Below are 17973 nucleotides of genomic sequence, written 5' to 3' on the forward strand. Positions count from 1 at the left end.
CGGCTCACTCGCGATACCCTGCAATCCATGATCACCGTCGACGCCGTGCGCTCCGCCGTCCATGACTCCTTCGAGTCGGTCGTCTCCGACCTGGTCGAGCTCGTCTCCATCCCGTCGGTATCCGCTTCCAGTCACGACCAGGCCCAGGTGCTCCGCAGCGCCGAGCACGTCGCCGGCCTCCTGACCGGCGCCGGTCTGAGCGCGCAGGTGCTCAGCCTCGTCGGGGCCGACGGCGTCTCCGGTCGGCCCGCCGTCCTGGCCCACCGCGACGGTCCCGCCGGGGCGCCTCGCGTGCTCCTCTACGCTCACCACGACGTCCAGCCCGTCGGCGATCCGGCCGCCTGGGCGCAGGCCGACCCCTTCGCCGCCGAGCGCCGCGGGGAGCGCCTGTTCGGCCGGGGCACCGCCGACGACGGCGCCGGCGTCATCGCTCACGTCCACGCCCTGCGCACTCTCGCCGCGCTCGGAGGAGGCGAGCTGCCGTGCTCGGTGAGCGTGTTCGTCGAGGGGGAAGAGGAGGTCGGCTCTCCCACCTTCGAGTCCTTCCTGACGGCCCACCGGGACTACTTGGACTGCGACGTCATCGTCGTCGCCGACTCCTCGAATTGGAAAGTCGGGGTTCCGGCCTTGACGACGTCGCTGCGCGGCGTTGTCAAGGCCGACGTGCGCCTGGACATCCTCGACCACGCCCTGCACTCGGGCCAGTACGGTGGCCCGATCATCGACGCCGTCACCGCCATGTGCCGGCTGATCGCCACCCTCCACGATGAGACGGGGGATGTTGCCGTTCCCGGGCTGGTCCGCCGTTCGCAGGCCTCCCCGGACGCCCCCGACTACTCCGAGGCCGACTTCCGCGCCGACGCCGGCGTTCTGGACGGGGTCAAGTTGGCGGGCACCGGCGATCTGACCGCGCGGTTGTGGACCGGGCCCGCCCTGGCCGTCATCGGCATGGACGTCACACCGCTTCAAGTGTCCGGCAACGTCCTCGCCCCCGCCTGCACGGCCCGCCTGTCCATGCGCGTCGCCCCCGGACAGGATCCGGTCGAGGCCTTCGAGGCTCTGCGCGCCCACCTGGAGGCGCACGCTCCCTTCGGCGCCCGTGTGGCCATCACCCGGGGCGAGACCGGCCCCGCCTTCGACGGCTCCTCGGACAACCCGGTCGGCCGTGCCGCCCGCTGGGCCCTGACGACGGCCTTCGGCCACGAGTGCGTCGAGATCGGCCAGGGCGGCTCCATCCCCTTCGTCTCCACCCTCACAGAGACGTTCCCGGGCGCCCAGGTACTCGTCACCGGTATCGAGGACCCCGACACCCGCGCTCACAGCGAGGACGAATCCATGCACCTGGGCGATCTCGAGCGCATCGTCACCGGCGAGGCGCTCCTGCTGGCCCGGCTGGGCGGGACGATCCTCGACGAGGGCGATCGGTGAGGGCGGCGAAGCGCTCGTGAGGATCCTGCTGGCGCCCGGGGGGATGTATCCCGAACCGGGCGGAGTCCCCCTCGTCGACTCGCGCACCGGCTTGGCGGCCGGCGACGTCGCGCTCGCACTCGCGGACGGTTGGAGGATGCGCCGCCCGGGCGACGAACTGACTCTTCTACCGCTGCCCGACGGGGGCCCGGGCACGGCTCAGACCGTCGATGCCCGGCGCGTGGCGGCACGCCGCGCTCTTCAGGCGTGCAGCCCGCTCGGGCAGGTCCGCGAGGTCGATCTGCTACGCCTGCGTGAGCCGAGCGGGGCCTGGACCCGCGACGAGTACGCGCGCACGTGGCTCCTGGACGCCGCCCGGCTGACGGCCCTGCCCGCCGACGCCGAGCTGGCGGCCCGGGAGGCGCGCGAGGGCACCACCGACGGGCTGGGGGAAGCTCTGGCCCAGGCACTGGCGCTCGTCGGCGCCCGCGACACCCTCGTCGTGGGCCTGGCGCGCTCGGCCGTCCATGACGGCGGCCGCGGGATGCTCGACGGCCTCGGCGGGCTGGAGGCGGCTCGCACGCTCATGGAAGGACGCGACGTGCTGCTCGCGCTCGCCGACGACGTCGCCCTGGGCGGCCTGGCGGGGGCCGGCCAGGCTCTGACGAGCCTCACCGCTCTGGAACCCGCCCAGGTTCAGGAGCGCGACCGCCTGGCGTGCACGGCGGCGTCGCGGGTGATCGACCTCGTGGGCACGCCGCACCCGGGCGCGCTCGACCTGGTTGGCGACTCCCTCGCCGTCAGCGGGCGACTGTCGGTGACCTCCTGGGGAACCGGTGCGGCCGGGGGTGGCGCGGCCGTGCTGCGGGCGCTGGGCGCCCGGGCCATGCCGGGACCGCGGGTGATGGCTCATCTGCTCGGCCTGGACGAGGCGGTGGGCGAGCAGGACCTGGTCGTCACCAGCGTCGGAGAGGCCTACGGCGTGCTCGCCGATTCCGTCATCGCCGTCGTCGGAACGGCGGCGGCCTCTCTCGCGCTGCCGGCCGTGCTCGTCGCGGGACGCACTGCGATCCCGCACGGTGAACTCGCCGAGGTCGGCATCGTCAGTGCCTACGCCCTGGAGTCTGCGGGAGCGCCGCGGGATGCGACCGCCCGGCCGGTCGCCTGGAACGCCGGCGGGAGACGGGCCGTGCGCGGGCGCCTGGTCGAGATGGGTGCGAGGTTGGCCAGCTCCTGGTCGCGCTGAGGCGCCGGACGCTGCCGACCGATCCGGGGTCGTTGTGTCGGCCGTTCGGGCCGGGCCCCGGAGGCCGGGAACGGCGTGGTCGGGGTTCGGGAAGGCGATGCCGCCCGCCGGGCGGAGCACGGAAGGAGACCGGGCGTCACTCGGCGCTCGCCGATCGGGGGGCGGGCGTCGTCGACCCGCGCACGATGAGATCGGGGGCGAAGAGCATCTCCGCGTCGGGCGTCTCCTCGCCGCCGATCATGGACATGACCGTGGTCACGGCGGCTCGGCAGATGGCGGCTACGGGCTGGCGCACGGTGGTCAGGGGCGGGTTGGTCATGGGAATAAGAGCCGTGTCGTCGTAGCCGATGATCGACAGGTCGTCCGGCACGCGCAGCCCTCGGCTCCGCGCACCGCTGATAGCGCCCAGAGCCATGATGTCAGAGCCGCAGATGATGCCCGTGCAGCCCTCATCGACGAGCCGGTCCGCGGCGGTGGCGCCGCCTTCATAGGTGTAGAGCGTCTCGAGGATCCGCAGCGGCTGGTCGGGCAGTCCGGAGCGCATGGCGTCCGCGTACCCGGCTCGCTTGCGCTGGGCCGGCACCATGCGCAGAGGACCGGTCGCCAGGCCGATGCGGCGGTGCCCCAGGCTGATGAGGTGCTCCACCGCGACGCGGGCGGCGGCGCGGTCGTCGGTGGTGAAACCGGGGACCCTGATCGTCGGGGCGTTGCCGTTGATGGTCACCAGAGGAACGCCCCGCTCGCGCAACCTCTGGTAGCGGGTCACGTCACCGCCGGTGTCGGCGTGACGACCGGAGACGAAGATGATTCCCGACACCCCGCGGTCGACGAGCATCTCGATGTACTCGTCCTCGCTGGTGCAGCCGGGGGTCTGGGTGCACAGCAGCGGGGTGCGCCCGCTGGCGGCCAGGAGCTGCTCGATCTGCTGGGCGTAGGCCGGGAAGATCGGGTTGCTCAGCTCGGGCACGACCAGACCGACCAGGCCCCGCGAGCTGCGTCGTAGGGATTCGGGGCGCTCATAGCCCAGAAGGTCGAGTGCGACCAGGACCTGCTGGCGGGTCACGTCGGCGACGTTCGACTTTCCGTTGAGCACGCGCGAGACCGTGGCGGTGGACACCCCCGCCTGGTCCGCGATGTCGGCGAGAGTGGGGCGCTGCTGCACGGTGGTCATCTCCTAGGTGTCGGTCCGGGCGGCTGTGCACCGGCGCACCCGGGTCGGCGCGGACGCGACGTGCCGCGGCACGGCACGTCCGCGCCGGTGTCCACTTCATGACCGTACCGGTCGCGGACGACGCGGTCCACCGGCCCGGGGCGCGGCGGCGGGCACCGGTGAAGGGGAGGACGACGTCCGATCAGCCCTATCAGTCAGGAAGGTCGAACCCAGGATGAACTCGGAGATCACGCCCGCGAGGGCCAGCAGGAAAGTCGTGGCAATAATCGGCCTGAGTGTGGACAGCAGGACGATACGGGGAACCGCCAGTGGGTGAACCGTTCCTCTAATGGCCTCTTCGACGTCGGCGGGGATCAATTGGAGGGCATCGGTGCACACGATGAACATGTAGAGGAAGCCCATCCACAGGTTGGTCAGCAACACCACGACCTTTGCTCAGGGGGGTGCCGCGCCAGTTGATGTGCAGATGCAGTATCTCATTGACCGACCCGTAGTCGCGATTGTAAAAATTTGCCGCACGGACCAGGTATCCGCCTGCTGAGGAGTAGAAGGGCTGCATGAAGTAGCCGTTGCCGGTCTGTCCCACGGGTAGGCCGGGACCTGCTCGGCGCCGGCGGTCCCGCGCGCCTGGATCAGCTCTTCGACGGTTGCGGGGGAGGCCGTGCCGGTTAGCACTTTATTGGTGTAGAGCCTTCTTCTCATCGGCCCAGATCAGCAGGTCGGCATTGGCGTTGCGGACGACTGACTCGCCCAGTCCTCGTCCCCTGCGGAGGATGAGGACTGGGAGGCGGCGGAGCCTGAGCCGTTGGAGCTGCAGACCGCTGCGGCTGCCGAAGTGGTGGTGAAAGCGGTGAGAGACAGAAAAGACCGGAGATTGACAGTCACCGTGATTCTGCTTCGAATCTGAAAGAGAGGAGGAGACCCGTTGTGAAACACGGGTAACGCATACATACAACAATTACGAACGTTGACTGCGGGCGCCGATGAAAGAACGGACTCGGACGCGCCGGCGGCGGAGGTGCAGATGGGGGCGAACAACTTAGAGGGAACGGCACGTTGTCCGGATGCGGGCGGGTCGGTCGATCGCGGGGAAGAGACGGGGATGGAGAGGGGGCGGTGTCGGGCTCAGGCGACGGTCGAGGCCTGAAGCCAGACCGTCGTCGTGGGCGGGACGAGCAGGTGCCCGCCCTCCTGACGCAGGATCGCGGAGGCCAGGAGGACCTGGGCCTGTTCGGGCAGCACCACGTCGTTCGCGGAAGTGTTGACCAGCACCAGGATATCGCGGGTCAGGAAGGTCAGGACACCCGGCGGGCACCAGTCGAGACCGACGACGAAGGCGAAGGGCCCGGTCGACAGGGCGTGCTCCCGTCGGACGTAGGTGGCCCGGCGCACCGTGGCCAGAGGGGAGCCGAACCGGTCACCCTGCTCGGCCGAGCGCTCATTGATCAACCTGGCGAGATCCTGCGTGTCACTTGGCTTGTCCTTGTCGGGGAGATTGATCTCATCCCCCTGGCGCAGATAGACCGCCCCGGGCAGGGAGAGTGTGAGCGCCTGCAGTGCCAATGAGCGGCGAACGCGCTCCTCATCGCTCGTCTCGAACCAGCGACGCCCGTCACCGGGATCGGTGTGCTCCATGAGCCGGTAGCTGGGCAGGTAGCGCCACACGGGCGGAGCGCCGAACCGATCGTGCTCGTCGAGGGAGTGCGTGATGTGACGGGTCAGAGAATCCGCATCCCAACAGGCGAGCATGAGTGCGTCATCGCGCAGGTGGTGCAGCCAGTCGTCCTCCAGGTGGTGGCGCAGCGCCTCGGGATAGACGGCCGAGACGTCGGCTCCGATCAGGCCCTCGTCGACGTGCTCGGCCACGAGGGCCTGAAGGATGGCGAAGTAGTCGCTGAGCCGGTTCAGGTCGGTTTGCCGATCGACCTCCGGCGGCACGATGGTGCCCAGATCGACGCCGTCGGCGCCCTCGGCCAGGAAGGCGGCCGCGCGCTCCAGAAGTCTTTTCTCACCGCGCTCCTGACCGGTGAAGATCGGATTGGCATCGCCGGCGTGCATCCCGGTGACCGGCCCCAGCGCCCCCGAGATCCTGGTGATCACGCGCAGGTCGAGCTCGTGGGCCCGCTGCGCGAAGGAACGGAACGAGGACAGGTCCCCGCGGGTGGGGACCTGGGAGGGGCGCACGAGGATGACGTTGAACCCGAGCGAGCTGATGTGGTCCAGGATACTGTGAGCCGCGTCGAGATCGGCGGCGCCGACCTCGCTGGAGCCGATCTCGTAGACGAGCCCGTCCCTCCACCATTCCAGTGGCCCGTTGTAAACGCGGTGGACGAGCGTCGTCGTGGTAGTCACGGCTGCTTGCTCCCTTCCGCCGGGTCGGGCCCGGACAATCGGTTCGCGCGCACGCCACCCGTGTTCTTACGGGTGAACAGGACAATCGCACACGTGCGTCGTCATCCTAACGCGTTGTTGCGATACCTTGTGACCATGTCCAACCACCAGGCGCCGGTTCGCGGTTTCGACTCTGGTGATGTCGGCGACGCCCTCGGGCCCGCGAGCGGGAGGTGCGGCGGACCGGACGAGTACGGACGCTACGGGCGTGCGGACGTCGCCCGTTTCATGCCCGAACCCGCGAAGAATCCTCAGCGCACCCCCTTCGAACGCGATCGGGCTCGCGTCCTCCACTCCTCCGCTCTGCGGCGTCTTGGCGCCAAGACGCAGGTTCTGGGGCCTTCCAGCGATGACTTCGCGCGCACCCGTCTGACCCACTCCCTGGAGGTCGCCCAGGTGGGGCGCGCACTCGGACAGGCCCTGGGCTGCGACCCCGACGTCGTCGACACCGCTTGCCTGTCCCACGACCTGGGGCACCCGCCCTACGGGCACAATGGTGAGAAGGCTCTCGATATCATCGCCCAGTCCGTCGGCGGCTTCGAAGGCAACGCCCAGACTTTTCGCATCCTGACCCGTCTGGAGCCCAAGACTCTGGACTGCTCGGGACGGTCCGTGGGCGTCAACCTCACGCGCGCCAGCCTGGACGCCGTCGCCAAGTACCCGTGGGCCCGGGGTGAGGGGCCGGGCGGTCCGCAGGGCCGCAGCGCACGCAAGTACTGCTGCTACGAGGCCGACCGGGAGATCTTCGACTGGATGCGTCAGGGCGCCCCCGGCGGGCGCCGTTGCCTGGAAGCTCAGGTCATGGACCTGGCCGACGACGTCGGCTACTCGGTCCACGACGTCGAGGATGCCATCGCCCTGTTCCGCATGGATCCCGCCCGGCTGCGCGAGGACGGCGAGGTCGCCTCCATCATCGAGGACGCCCGCGCCTGGTACGGCGCCGACATCGACCCGGGTCGACTCGGTGCGGCGTGGGAGCGACTGGTCCGCCTGCCCAGCTGGATACCGTCCTATTGCGGTGCGCTTGCGGACGCCGCCGCACTGAAGAACCTGACCAGCCAGCTCATTGGCCGCTTCGTCTCCGCCGTCGCCGCGGCTACCCGCGACGTGTTCGGCTCCGGCGCCCTGACCCGCTACGGCGCCGACCTGATCATCCCCGACGAGACCGCGGCCGAGATCCTGGTCCTCAAGGGCGCCGCGGTGCACTACGTCATGGCCCCGCGTGAGCATGAGCCGGTCTACCTGCGTCAGCGCACCGAACTGTTCGACCTGGCTGACATTCTGCTGTCGAGCGGGAGCGGGCACCTCGAGCCGATCTTCGCCGCGGCCTGGCGCCGGGCCGGTGACGAGGCGGGGCGCACCCGCGCGGTCGTCGACCAGATCGCCTCGTTGACGGACACCTCGGCGCGCGCCTGGCACGCGCGCCTGTGCGGCCTGCTCTCGCGAGTCTGACCCGGGTCCGTTCCGATGCCGGCGGGCCGTGGAAGAGCGGGTCGGCCATGTCGGAGTCCTCGCCTAGGATGAGGCCATGGCGGGGCTGATCAAGCGCGAGGACATCGACGCGGTGCGCGAGCGCGCGAAGATCGAGGATATCGTCGGCGAGCACGTCACTCTCAAGAGCGGGGGGGTGGGGTCGCTCAAGGGGCTGTGCCCGTTCCACGACGAGCGCACCCCCTCCTTCAACATCCGCCCCCAGCTGGGGCTGTGGCACTGCTTCGGCTGCGGCGAGGGCGGGGACGTCATCTCCTTCGTCCAGAGGATCAACCAGCTGTCCTTCACCGAGGCCGTCGAGTACCTGGCCGACCGAGTCGGCGTCCGGCTGCGCTACGAGGAGGGGGACGGGCGCGTCACTCGCGGCATCGAGCCCGGGACGCGCCAGCGGCTCCTGGAGGCCAACCGGCTCGCCGAGGCGTGGTTCCGTGAGCAGCTTGCTACTCCCGCCGCGCGCGCGGGCCGCACCTTCCTGGGCGGGCGCGCCTTCGGACCCGAGGAGGCCGACCATTTCGGGATCGGCTACGCACCCGCCGGCTGGGACGACCTGGCCAACATGCTGCGCTCCAACGGCTTCACCGAGGACGAGCTGGTTGCCTCGGGCCTGTGCGGTCGCGGTGGCGCCGGAGGGTCGCGGGTCTACGACCGGTTCCGCGACCGGCTCATGTGGCCCATCCGCGACGTCACCGGTGCCACCGTCGGCTTCGGCGGCAGGCGCCTGAGCGAGGAGGACGCCACCGTCCCCAAGTACCTCAACACCCCCGAGACCGCCATTTATCACAAAGGCCAGGTGCTTTACGGCCTGGACCTGGCCAAGCGGGACATCGCTCGTGATCATCGCATCGTCGTCGTCGAGGGATACACCGATGTCATGGCCGCCCACCTGTCGGGGGTGACCACGGCTGTGGCCACCTGCGGCACCTCCTTTGGCGCGGACCATGTGCGCATCGTGCGCCGCCTGCTGGGGGATGTCGCTGACCCGTCGGCCGGCGTCATCACCGGGCGCCGCGCCCGCGGCGGAGAGGTCGTCTTCACCTTCGACGGTGACGCCGCCGGTCAGAAAGCCGCCCTGCGCGCCTACGGGGAGGACCAGCACTTCGCGGCGCAGACCTTCGTCGCCGTCGATCCGCACGGCTACGATCCTTGCGATCTGCGCATGACTGAAGGCAACGATGCGATCCCTCGGCTGCTTCAACGGCGCGTGCCGCTGTTCGAGTTCGTCATCCGCACCTGCCTGGCCGACCTCGACCTGGACACCGCCGAGGGACGTGTGCGCGGGTTACGTTCGGCCGCGCCGGTCGTCGCCGGCATCCGCGATCGGGCGCTGCGCCGGGAGTACACCCGTCGTCTGGCCGGCTGGCTGGGTATGCCCGAGAGCGAGGCCGTGGGGGCCGTGCGCGCGGCCGAGCGGCGCGGCGCGGACGCAGGTCCTTCCGGGTCCGAACCGGCGGGAGGGGCCGCCAGACAGTCAGCGGGTCCTCCCGCCCGAGCCGGGCTGCCGCCTGTCAACGATCCGGTGGCCAGGCTCGAGCGCCAGGCGCTGGAGATCATCGTCCAGATGCCGGTGGCGGCCGCGCAGGTCGGCGCCGACGACATCAGTCCGGCGGCCTTCGCCGTGCCCGTCCACCGAGCCGTGTTCGAAGCTGTCGAGGCGGCCGGAGGGACCGGCGAGGTCTCCGACCTCATCTCCCGCGCTGAGTCTCCCGGTCTGACTCGCGCCGACGCCGTCGACCGCGCCACCGTTCACTGGATCGAGCAGGTGCGCGCCGGGGCGATCGGACCGGTCGGCGCCGCCATCACCGAACTGGCCGTGGCGCCCCTGCCCCTGGCGCCGCCACGGGGCGGGGGCGCTGAGCCCGATCCGGACGCGGTCGAGCGCTACGCCCGAGGAGTCCTGTCGGCCCTGGCCCGCACCGGGATCAATCGTCAGCTCGCCGAGCTGCGCGCCCGGCAGCGCCGCATGAGCTCAGACGACGAGGGCTACCGCGAGCTCTTCGAGCAGATCGTGGGCCTGGAGAACCGGCGCATGCAGATCGCCCAGCTCTCCTAGGCGGATGATCGCGCCGGTGCCGACCCGACGTCCCATGCGAACGCGCTCGGGAGCGGAGCTACCCTTGAGGCCATGACCCTCGCCGTCGTCACGGACTCCGCCGCCTGCCTGCCGCCCGAGCTCGCGCGCAACCACGGCATCGACGTCGTGCCACTCCACGTGATCGACGATGATGTGGCTCCCACCACCGCGCGTCCCAGCGTCGCCGAGCTCGCGGCGGCGTACACGGCAGCGTTGAACCGTGCCGACGAAGTCCTGGCCGTCCACATCGCCTCGGTCCTGTCAGGCACGATCGACAACGCCCGCCTCGCCGCCCAGGAGCTCGCCGCCGGGGGGCGCTCGATCACCGTCCTCGACTCGGGGGTCTCCGGTGGAGCGCTCGGTCTGGCCGTCCTGGCCGCCGGGGAGGCCGGAGACGCGCGCCGCGGGGCCGCCCGCGCCCGCGAGTGCGCGGCGCGCTCGCGCACATTCTTCCTCGTCGACGACTTGGCCGGTCTGCGGCGCGGCGGGCGCGTGGACCGCACCACCGCCCTGATGGGTGGGGCCCTCGGGATACGCCCGGTGCTCGCTATGTCCGCTGCGGGCATCACCGTCGCCGAGACCGTGCGCGGCGCCGCACGGGCCCGCCGCCACCTCGTGGCCCAGGCCGTGCGCGCGGCGGGCGGGACGCGGCTGAGCGGGCCGCGCCCCCCGCTCGAGCCCGTGCGGCTGGCCGTCCACTACGGAGATGACCCCGCCCGGGGCCGTCAGCTCGAGAACGACGTGACGGAGGCGATGGCGCGGGCCGGGGCCCTCGTCGAGTCGGTCATGCGCTCGCCGGTGGACGCCGCCCACCGCGTCCACCTGGGACCGGGCGCCCTGGGCGTCGCCGTCGTCCCGTGGCCGGGACGCGGCCGGTGAGCGGGAGCCGTCCCGGCGGGCAACGGACCGGGCGGGCGTTGCGGGGCTCCACAGGCGGACCCGTGCGCCCCGGCGGGGGCGCGAGTCCACAGGATCCGGGCGCCGGCGGCGGCCGTGAGCCCGCATGGACCTACCGTCGTGATCATGAGCGGACGACGGACGGCGCGGCGCAGCGGACGAACCCTGGATGACCTGGTTCGTCTGGCCTGCTCCACCGACCCCGATGAACCGGTCCGCCGGCCCCGACGTGCGGCCGTAGCACCGCGTGCGGCCATCCTTCTGGGAGCGGTTCTCATCGGACTCGCTCTCCTTCTCGCGCTGCGCACAGTGCTGGCCGCACCCGGCGGCCCGGCCGCGGCGGGCCCGGTCACCTCGGCGGGGGCGTCGGGGAGCGGGGGATCGACGGTCGCGGCGTCCGCGCCGGCAGAACCGGGCGGCGGCCCCGGATCGGCCGCGGCCCACACCTCCGCCGAACTCGTGAGCGGCCCCTCCGCCGGCTCCTCCGGCACCGGCGGGCTCCTCGTGCACGTCGCCGGAGCCGTTGGCGCTCCGGGCGTCGTCAGCCTGCCGGAGGGCGCCCGCGTCGTCGACGCCATCGAGGCCGCGGGCGGTGCGCGCGAGGACGCCGACACCGATCAGCTCAATCTGGCCAGGCCGGTGGTCGACGGCGAGCAGGTGCGCGTGCCTGTCGTCGGCGAGGTGCTCGAAGCCGCTTCACCCGGACCGCAGGCCTCGTCGACCGCTTCCGGCGGCAGCGGTGCGGGCCCGATCAACGTCAATACGGCCACCGCCTCCGAACTTGAGGCGCTGCCCGGCATTGGACCCGCCCTGGCCGAGAGGATCGTCAGTCACCGTGAGGCCAACGGTCCCTTCAAAAGCCTTGACGACCTCACAGACGTGCCCGGCATAGGGAAGGCCAAGCTCGAGGCCCTCAGGACGGAGGCGACCGTATGAACCGCGCGAGTGGTCCGGCTCTCCCGCCGGGAAGGGGAGGCCGGCGGACCGCCGCGGGCATGACGCCTCGGGGCGAGCAGGGGGAGCCGCCCCGTCGTCGGCGTCATCACCGCTTGCGCGACGCCGCGCCCGCCCCGTTGGACGTGCGCCTGCTCCCGCCGGCGCTGGCCTCCTGGGTGGGCGCCGCCTGGGCCGTCGGCCTGCCTGGACGGCGGGCCTGGTGCACCATTCTGCTCGGGGTCCTGGCCCTGACCGGGTCGGCCATCCCGCTGAGTCTGGCGGCCCGACGTTTCCGGCCGCCGCGCCACCGCTACGACCCGCGTCCCGGAGCGGAGGCGCCGGACGGGTCCGCCCTCGGGTCGGTGATCGCGAGCATCCTGCTGGCCGTGCTCGCGATGGCTGCGGTGCTCGCCGTGTCCGCCGCCGGTTCGTGGAGCCGGGCCGAAGATCCCCTGACCCGCGCTGCGGCCGACGGGCGCACCGTCACACTCCTGGGCACTGTGCAGACCGAGCCGCGGGTGGTGGCCGGGCCCCGCCGTACAGTGGTACTCACGGACCTGGCCGTCACCGACGTCGACGGGAGCGCCTCGCGCCTGAGCGCCCTGGTCCTGGGTAACGAGGACTGGTACGACCTGCCCATGGGCGCCGTCGTGCGCGTGCGGGCGACGCCCCGTCCCGGTGAGGCGGGCGACGCCCGGGCGGTCGTCCTGGGATCCGACGCCGCCGTACGGCTCGAGGCGCCCGCCGACGGCGTGCTGGGAACGGTCGGATCCCTGCGAGCGGGACTGGCCGACGTCGTGGGAGCACCAACGACGGCGTCGGGCCGGTGGCACTGGCCCGAGGGCGCGCGCGAACTGGTGAGCGGGGTGGCCCTGGGCGACGACCATGCCCTGCCTGCCGACGTCCGTTCCGACATGCGGGTGGTATCCATGACCCACCTCACGGCGGTCTCCGGCCAGCATGTGGCTATCGTCCTAGGGCTGATCATGAGTGGGCTCGGCGTGCTGCCCAGGCGGTGCCGGGCCGCCGCCGGCGTCGTGGTCCTAGCGGCACTCGTCGCTCTGGTCAGGCCCGGCGGCTCCGTCCTGCGCGCGGCGGCCATGGGCGGAGTTCTCCTCGCGGGCGTGGCGGCGGGACGGCGCTCCGCCTCCTTCCCGGCGCTGTGCGCCGCCGTCACCGTCCTGCTCCTCATCGACCCCTGGCAGGCGCGCTCCTACGGCTTCGCCTTATCCGTGGTGGCGACTGCGGGCATCCTTCTGGGCTCCGAACCCGTGCGGGCGGCCCTGACCCGTCGGCTGCCCCGGTGGCTGGCCGGCGCTCTGGCCGTGCCGTTGGTCGCTCAGGCAGCCTGCGGGCCCGTCCTCGTGCTCCTCCAGCCCCAGGTGAGCACCTGGGCTGTGCCCGCCAACGTTCTGGCCGCCCCGCTCGTGCCCCTGGCGACGGTCGCCGGCCTCCTCGCCGCGCTGCTGGCGCCGTGGTGGCCCGCCCTGGCGGCGGTTGTCGCCTGGCCGGCGACAGCCGCCTGCGCCTGGCTGGTGGGCGTCGCCGGATTCTTCGCCTCCCTGCCGGGGGCGAACCCGGGATGGCCGGGTGGGGCCGCCGGCGCACTCGCCCTGGCCGGCCTCGAAGCCGCCGGCGCGGTCCTCGCCTCGCGACGGGGACGCGCGCGCCTGCGCGCTGCGCCTCGGGTCCTCGCCGCGGTGGCGGGCATGAGCGCGGCGACGGTACGTGGCAGGCTTGCTCCATGGCACCGACCCGACCCCCCCGAGGCTCTCGGCGCGCACCGGCGGGACCCGCCTGGGACCAGGTCGATCTCGCGCCGGTCGTCCTCATCCGTGCGGGCGAGGAGATCCTCGCCGATCGAGCCGTCGCCCGACTCCTGGACCAGGCGCGTCGGAAGGACGCGTCGACTGAGATCAGCACCGTCGAGGCCGCCGCCTACGAGCCCCACCAGCTCGACACCTTCGTGTCCCCCTCCCTGTTCGGTGAGCCCAAGCTGGTCCTCGTGCCGGATCTGGAACGGATGACCGACGCGCTGGCCAGTGACCTGCTGGCCTACACGGCCGCCCCCGATCCCGACGTCGTCCTCCTTCTGCGTCACAACGGCGGACGGCGCGGAAAGAAGCTCCTCGACTCCCTGGCGCGATCGCCCCACCCGGTGGTCACCATCGACGCGGTCAAGTCTCCCAAGGATAAGGCCGCCCTGGTCTCCGCCGATGTGCGCAGGGCCGGCCGTCGCATAGAGCCGCAGGCCGTCGGGGCGCTCGTCGACGCCCTCGGATCGGATCTGCGCGAGCTGTGCTCGGCTGTCGAGCAGCTGATCGCCGACACTCGAGGCACCATCACCCTAGCCGCCGTCAACACCTACTACGCGGGACGTTTCGAAGCCACCGGTTTCACCGTCGCCGACGCCGCCGTCGCGGGTGACGTCGCCAAGGCCATCACCTCCCTGCGTCACGCCATCGCCACCGGCACGCAGCCGGTGCCGATCGTCGCCGCTCTGGCGATGAAGGTCCGCCAGCTCGCCCGCGTGGCCGCGCTGGGGGGCAGACGGGGCGTCAGTCCCAAGAAGCTGGGAATGGCGCCCTGGCAGGTCGATCGGGCCCGCCGTGAACTGTCCGGATGGTCGGACGACGCCCTGGCCGCGGCCATCGTGGCCGTCGCCCGCGCCGACGTTGAGGTCAAGGGCGAGGCCCGGGACTCGGTGCATGCGGTCGAACGGGCGGTGCTCGCCATCTGCACGGCCCGGCGCGCCCGTCCCCGCCCGCGCCGGTGAACGGCGGCGCACCCGCCCGCTTCGCAGCGGCGTCGGCGGTCCGGCCCCTCAGCCGCGCAGGGACGCCAGCGCCGCCGCCGTCTCCATGGCCGCGCACGCCGCCTCATGGCCCTTGTCCTCGTTCGCCCCGGGGCCGCCGCAGCGGGCGAGGGCCTGCGCCTCGTCTTCGCAGGTCAGCAGCCCGAAGCCCACGGGCACGCCGCTGTCGAGAGCAACCCGAGCGAGGCCGTCGGTCGCGGCGCGGCACACGTAGTCGAAATGCGGCGTGCCCCCGCGGATGATCACGCCCAGCGCCACCACCGCGTCCGCCCGTTCGGCCGCGGCTGCGGCGAGCACCGGCAGCTCGAAGGAGCCCACTGCCCGCACTACCTCGGCTTCGGCGCCCGCCTCGCGGGCCGCGCGCAGGGCGCCGGACAGCAGACCGTCCATGACCCGCTCGTGCCATCGGGCGGCGATGATCACCACCGTCATCCCGTGGGCCGCCGGCGCGACCTGCCCGGGTGCCCCTGATCCGCTCATCGTTCCCGTCCTTCGTCGCGTCCGTTGTGTCCCGGCCGCCCCGGGGTGTCGAGCCCCGCCAGCAGGTGACCCATGCGATCGCGTTTGGCGCGTAGATAGGCCAGATTCTCACCGGTGGTGAAGGTCGGGGTCGGCACACGCCGGGCGACGCTCACACCGTAGCGCTCCAGACCGGCGACCTTGTCCGGGTTGTTCGTCATCAGCCGCACCGAGCGCACACCCAGGTGGCGCAGAACCTGGGCCGCCGTGGCGTAGCTGCGGGCGTCGGCCGGCAGTCCCAGGGCGACGTTGGCGTCGAGGGTGTCCAAGCCCTCCTCCTGCAGGGCGTAGCTGCGCAGCTTGGCCAGCAGACCGACGCCCCGTCCTTCGTGGTCGCTGGCGTAGACGAGCACGCCGCGGCCTTCGGAGCTGATCGCCTCCAGGGCGGCGCCCAGCTGAGGACCGCAGTCGCACCGTCGGGAGGCCAGGACGTCCCCGGTCAGGCACATGGAGTGAACACGTGCGAGCACGTCGGTTCCGTCGCCGATCTCACCGTGCACCAGCGCCAGATACTCGGCGCCGTCGACCCGGCTGCGCAGGCCGTGCACGACGAAATCGCCGTGGGCCGTGGGCAGGCGCGTACTCACGACCTCCTCGACGAGCGATTCGGTGAGCCATCGGTGGCGCTCCACGTCGGAGATGGAGATCATGGGCAGGCCGTAGGCGTCGGCGAAAGCCCGCAATTGAGGACGGCGCGCCATGGTGCCGTCGTCGTTGACGACCTCGACGAGCACTCCGACCGGACGGTGCCCGGCTAGACGCATGAGATCGACGGCGGCCTCGGTGTGGCCCCTCCGGGCCAGAACCCCGCCCTCGCGGGCCCGCAGCGGGAAGACGTGACCGGGGTGCACGAGGTCGGCCGGTGAGGACGCGGGGTCGGCCAGCACGTGGAGGGTGCGGGCCCGATCCGCCGCGCTGACCCCGGTCGACACTCCCGTACGCGCATCCGCGCTCAGAGTGAAGGCGGTGCGCTTGGGGTCGGTGTTGCGCTCGGTCATCATGGGGATGGCGAGCCGGTCCAACTCTCGGCCGCTCATGGGCGCGCAGATGATGCCCGAGGAGTAGCGGATGGAGAAGGCGAGCCGGTCGACGGTCGCCGTGGCCGCCGGGAAGATGAGGTCGCCCTCGTTCTCCCTGCTCACGTCGTCCACGACAATGAGAGCGCCCCCGTCGCGCAGGGCGGCCAGAGCCCGGTCGATTGTATCCAGGCGGGTGTCCGGGCGACTCACCGCTGCTCCGTCCGAATGCCCGCGCCCATGAGGCGCTCGATGTACTTGGCCATGATATCGACCTCCAGGTTGACACTCCGCCCGGCCTGCTTCGCGCCCAGCGTCGTGCGGTTGAGCGTCTCGGGAATCAGGGAGACGGTCAATGATCCGGGGGAGTCGGTGACTTCGACGACGGTCAGGGACACCCCGTCGACGGCGACTGAACCTTTGACTGCGACGTAGCGGATCAGATCGTCGGGAACGCCGATCCGGACGAGGTCCCACCGTTCGGCGTGGTGACGCTCCAGGATCCGGGTGGCGGCGTCGACGTGACCCTGGACGATGTGACCGCCCATGCGGTCGCTCGGGCGCAGCGCCCGCTCCAGATTGACGAGGCTGCCGGCGGCCAGCTCGCCCAGACACGTCCGCCTCAGGGTCTCGGCCATGAGGTCGGCGGTGAAGGCGTCGGCGCGGACCTCGACGACCGTCAGACAGCACCCGTTGACACCGATGGAATCCCCGCTTCGGGTCCCCTCGATGACCAGGGGGGCGTGGATCGTCAGCCGGGCCGAGTCCTCGGCGCGCTCGACGCGCTCGACGTCTCCGAGCTCCTCAATGATTCCGGTGAACATCGGTGATCCTCCTGCGCATGTCCGATGGTGCGGGTGGCGAAGGACGGCCGCCGTCGGGCGGCTCGCCCCCCTCGCCGCCGGGCGGGCCGTCGGGGACGTCGGCGACGATCCGCACGGCCAGGTCGTCGCCCTCGCCCAGGAGGCGGGCCCGGGGGCGGGTCAGACGCAGGGCGGCGGCGATGGTGCCCGCCCCGAAGTCGTCGACGGCAGCGGGGCCGGCCCCCAGCAGAACAGGGGCCAGATAGGCGACGACCTCGTCGATCAGGCCTCGCGACAGGAAGGCGGCGGCCAGCGTCGGCCCGCCTTCGAGCAGCACGTGGCGGACCTCCCGGCCGGCCAGGACCGCCAGGACCGAGCGCGGATCATGGTCGGCCACCAGCAGGTGCCGGTCGTCGACGAGCACCTGTGCGCCCTCGGGCACCGTCCGGCGTCCGACGACGACGCGCAGCGGTTGAAGGGCGCGCGGCAGCGGCCGGTCGTCCTCGTCGCGCACGGTCAGGGCGGGATCGTCGGCCAGGACGGTGCCGGTGCCCACCATGATGGCGTCGCACTCGCGGCGCAAGCTGTGGGCATCGCGACGTGCGACCGACGGGGTGATCCATCGGCTGGTGGAATCGGCGGCGGCCACGCGCCCGTCCAGGCTCGCCGCCAGCTTCCAGGTCACCAGTGGCCTTCCGCGGGTCACAGCGAAGGTCCACGCGCGATTGAGGCGCTCGGCCTCCCGACGGCACAGCCCGGAGCGCACTCGCACGCCGGCCTTTCGCAGCCTCGCCGCTCCACCCGCGGCGAGCGGATTGGGGTCGTCCTGGGCGTAAACGACCTCGGCGATGCCGGCGTCGAGGAGCGCTCGGGTGCACGGCCCGGTGCGTCCTCGGTGGTCGCAGGGCTCGAGAGTGATGACGGCGACGGCGCCTCGCGCGCGCTCGCCGGCGCGGGTCAGCGCGTCGACCTCGGCATGGGCGGTGCCCGCCCCCCGGTGGTGCCCTTCGGCCAGGATGCGCCCCTCGGCGCTCACGATGACGCAGCCGACCCGCGGATTGGGACCGGGCGGGGCATCGGGTGAAACGGCGAGACGAAGAGCGCGCCTCATCGCCGCCGTCTCGGCGGCTGTGAACAAGGCCATCGGGTCCTTTCCCCCGGGCTCCGGGGGAGACACCCGTACGCCGCCCCGAGCCCGGGGACCCATGAC

The 17973-nt window shown here is 72.0% G+C and carries 14 protein-coding genes and 1 pseudogene; 8 read left to right on the forward strand and 7 right to left on the reverse strand.

What is annotated here, in order from left to right; all coding sequences use genetic code 11:
- Positions 1-27: 27 nt before the first annotated feature.
- Both HMPREF9062_RS06885 and HMPREF9062_RS06890 read left to right on the forward strand, forming a co-directional pair.
- A complete protein-coding gene (locus tag HMPREF9062_RS06885; RefSeq protein ID WP_009749363.1) occupies positions 28-1428 on the forward strand; it encodes a M20/M25/M40 family metallo-hydrolase in 1401 nt (466 codons plus the stop codon).
- 16 nt (positions 1429-1444) lie between these two features.
- Entirely contained in the window at positions 1445-2653 is a 1209-nt protein-coding gene (locus HMPREF9062_RS06890; RefSeq protein WP_009749364.1) for a glycerate kinase, read from the forward strand.
- 136 nt (positions 2654-2789) lie between these two features.
- Here the strand turns inward: HMPREF9062_RS06890 and HMPREF9062_RS06895 are convergent, their stop codons facing one another.
- The 3 genes from HMPREF9062_RS06895 to HMPREF9062_RS06905 form a co-directional block, all read right to left on the reverse strand.
- On the reverse strand, positions 2790-3815 hold the full coding sequence (locus HMPREF9062_RS06895) for a LacI family DNA-binding transcriptional regulator (RefSeq protein ID WP_034253910.1): 1026 nt from the start codon (positions 3813-3815) through the stop codon (positions 2790-2792).
- Between the two features lie 105 nt (positions 3816-3920).
- Positions 3921-4250: a maltose ABC superfamily ATP-binding cassette transporter permease gene (locus HMPREF9062_RS13220; RefSeq protein WP_009749366.1), complete on the reverse strand. Its 330-nt coding sequence runs from the start codon at positions 4248-4250 to the stop codon at positions 3921-3923.
- 699 nt (positions 4251-4949) lie between these two features.
- Complete coding sequence (locus HMPREF9062_RS06905; RefSeq protein WP_009749368.1) at positions 4950-6176, reverse strand: alpha-glucosidase; 1227 nt, start codon at positions 6174-6176, stop codon at positions 4950-4952.
- A 267-nt stretch (positions 6177-6443) separates the two neighbouring features.
- Between HMPREF9062_RS06905 and HMPREF9062_RS06910 the strand changes: the two genes are divergently transcribed.
- The 6 genes and pseudogenes from HMPREF9062_RS06910 to holA all read left to right on the forward strand — a co-directional run bounded on the left by HMPREF9062_RS06910 (position 6444) and on the right by holA (position 14386).
- Positions 6444-7667 (forward strand): deoxyguanosinetriphosphate triphosphohydrolase, encoded by a 1224-nt coding sequence (locus HMPREF9062_RS06910; RefSeq protein ID WP_253270756.1) that lies wholly within the window; start codon positions 6444-6446, stop codon positions 7665-7667.
- A gap of 76 nt (positions 7668-7743) precedes the next feature.
- Positions 7744-9756: a DNA primase gene (gene dnaG / locus HMPREF9062_RS06915; RefSeq protein WP_009749370.1), complete on the forward strand. Its 2013-nt coding sequence runs from the start codon at positions 7744-7746 to the stop codon at positions 9754-9756.
- Positions 9757-9828: 72 nt separating this feature from the next.
- Positions 9829-10656: a DegV family protein gene (locus HMPREF9062_RS06920; RefSeq protein ID WP_009749371.1), complete on the forward strand. Its 828-nt coding sequence runs from the start codon at positions 9829-9831 to the stop codon at positions 10654-10656.
- Between the two features lie 144 nt (positions 10657-10800).
- The gene (locus HMPREF9062_RS06925) at positions 10801-11610 is read left to right on the forward strand and encodes a helix-hairpin-helix domain-containing protein (protein WP_050795331.1); all 810 of its coding nucleotides are present in this window, start codon (positions 10801-10803) and stop codon (positions 11608-11610) included.
- A 638-nt stretch (positions 11611-12248) separates the two neighbouring features.
- Positions 12249-13223: pseudogene (locus HMPREF9062_RS13615) on the forward strand (ComEC/Rec2 family competence protein); the annotation flags it as partial.
- A 131-nt stretch (positions 13224-13354) separates the two neighbouring features.
- Complete coding sequence (holA, locus tag HMPREF9062_RS06935) at positions 13355-14386, forward strand: DNA polymerase III subunit delta (protein WP_034254823.1); 1032 nt, start codon at positions 13355-13357, stop codon at positions 14384-14386.
- A 48-nt stretch (positions 14387-14434) separates the two neighbouring features.
- Here holA and ribH read toward each other — a convergent pair whose 3' ends face one another.
- From ribH to ribD, 4 genes are read right to left on the reverse strand one after another with little or no spacing between them, the layout of a single operon-like run.
- Positions 14435-14905: a 6,7-dimethyl-8-ribityllumazine synthase gene (ribH, locus tag HMPREF9062_RS06940; RefSeq protein ID WP_009749375.1), complete on the reverse strand. Its 471-nt coding sequence runs from the start codon at positions 14903-14905 to the stop codon at positions 14435-14437.
- Positions 14902-16173, reverse strand: a complete 1272-nt coding sequence (locus HMPREF9062_RS06945) for a bifunctional 3,4-dihydroxy-2-butanone-4-phosphate synthase/GTP cyclohydrolase II (RefSeq protein WP_009749376.1) — start codon at positions 16171-16173, stop codon at positions 14902-14904. The genes ribH and HMPREF9062_RS06945 overlap by 4 nt, the downstream gene beginning before the upstream one ends.
- Positions 16170-16784, reverse strand: coding sequence for a riboflavin synthase (locus HMPREF9062_RS06950; RefSeq protein WP_009749377.1), 615 nt, complete (start codon positions 16782-16784; stop codon positions 16170-16172). The genes HMPREF9062_RS06945 and HMPREF9062_RS06950 overlap by 4 nt, the downstream gene beginning before the upstream one ends.
- Complete coding sequence (ribD, locus tag HMPREF9062_RS06955; RefSeq protein ID WP_009749378.1) at positions 16765-17907, reverse strand: bifunctional diaminohydroxyphosphoribosylaminopyrimidine deaminase/5-amino-6-(5-phosphoribosylamino)uracil reductase RibD; 1143 nt, start codon at positions 17905-17907, stop codon at positions 16765-16767. Before ribD ends, HMPREF9062_RS06950 begins: the two co-directional genes overlap by 20 nt.
- Positions 17908-17973 lie beyond the last annotated feature (66 nt).

Source organism: Actinomyces sp. oral taxon 448 str. F0400 (assembly GCF_000220835.1).
GTDB lineage: Bacteria > Actinomycetota > Actinomycetes > Actinomycetales > Actinomycetaceae > Actinomyces.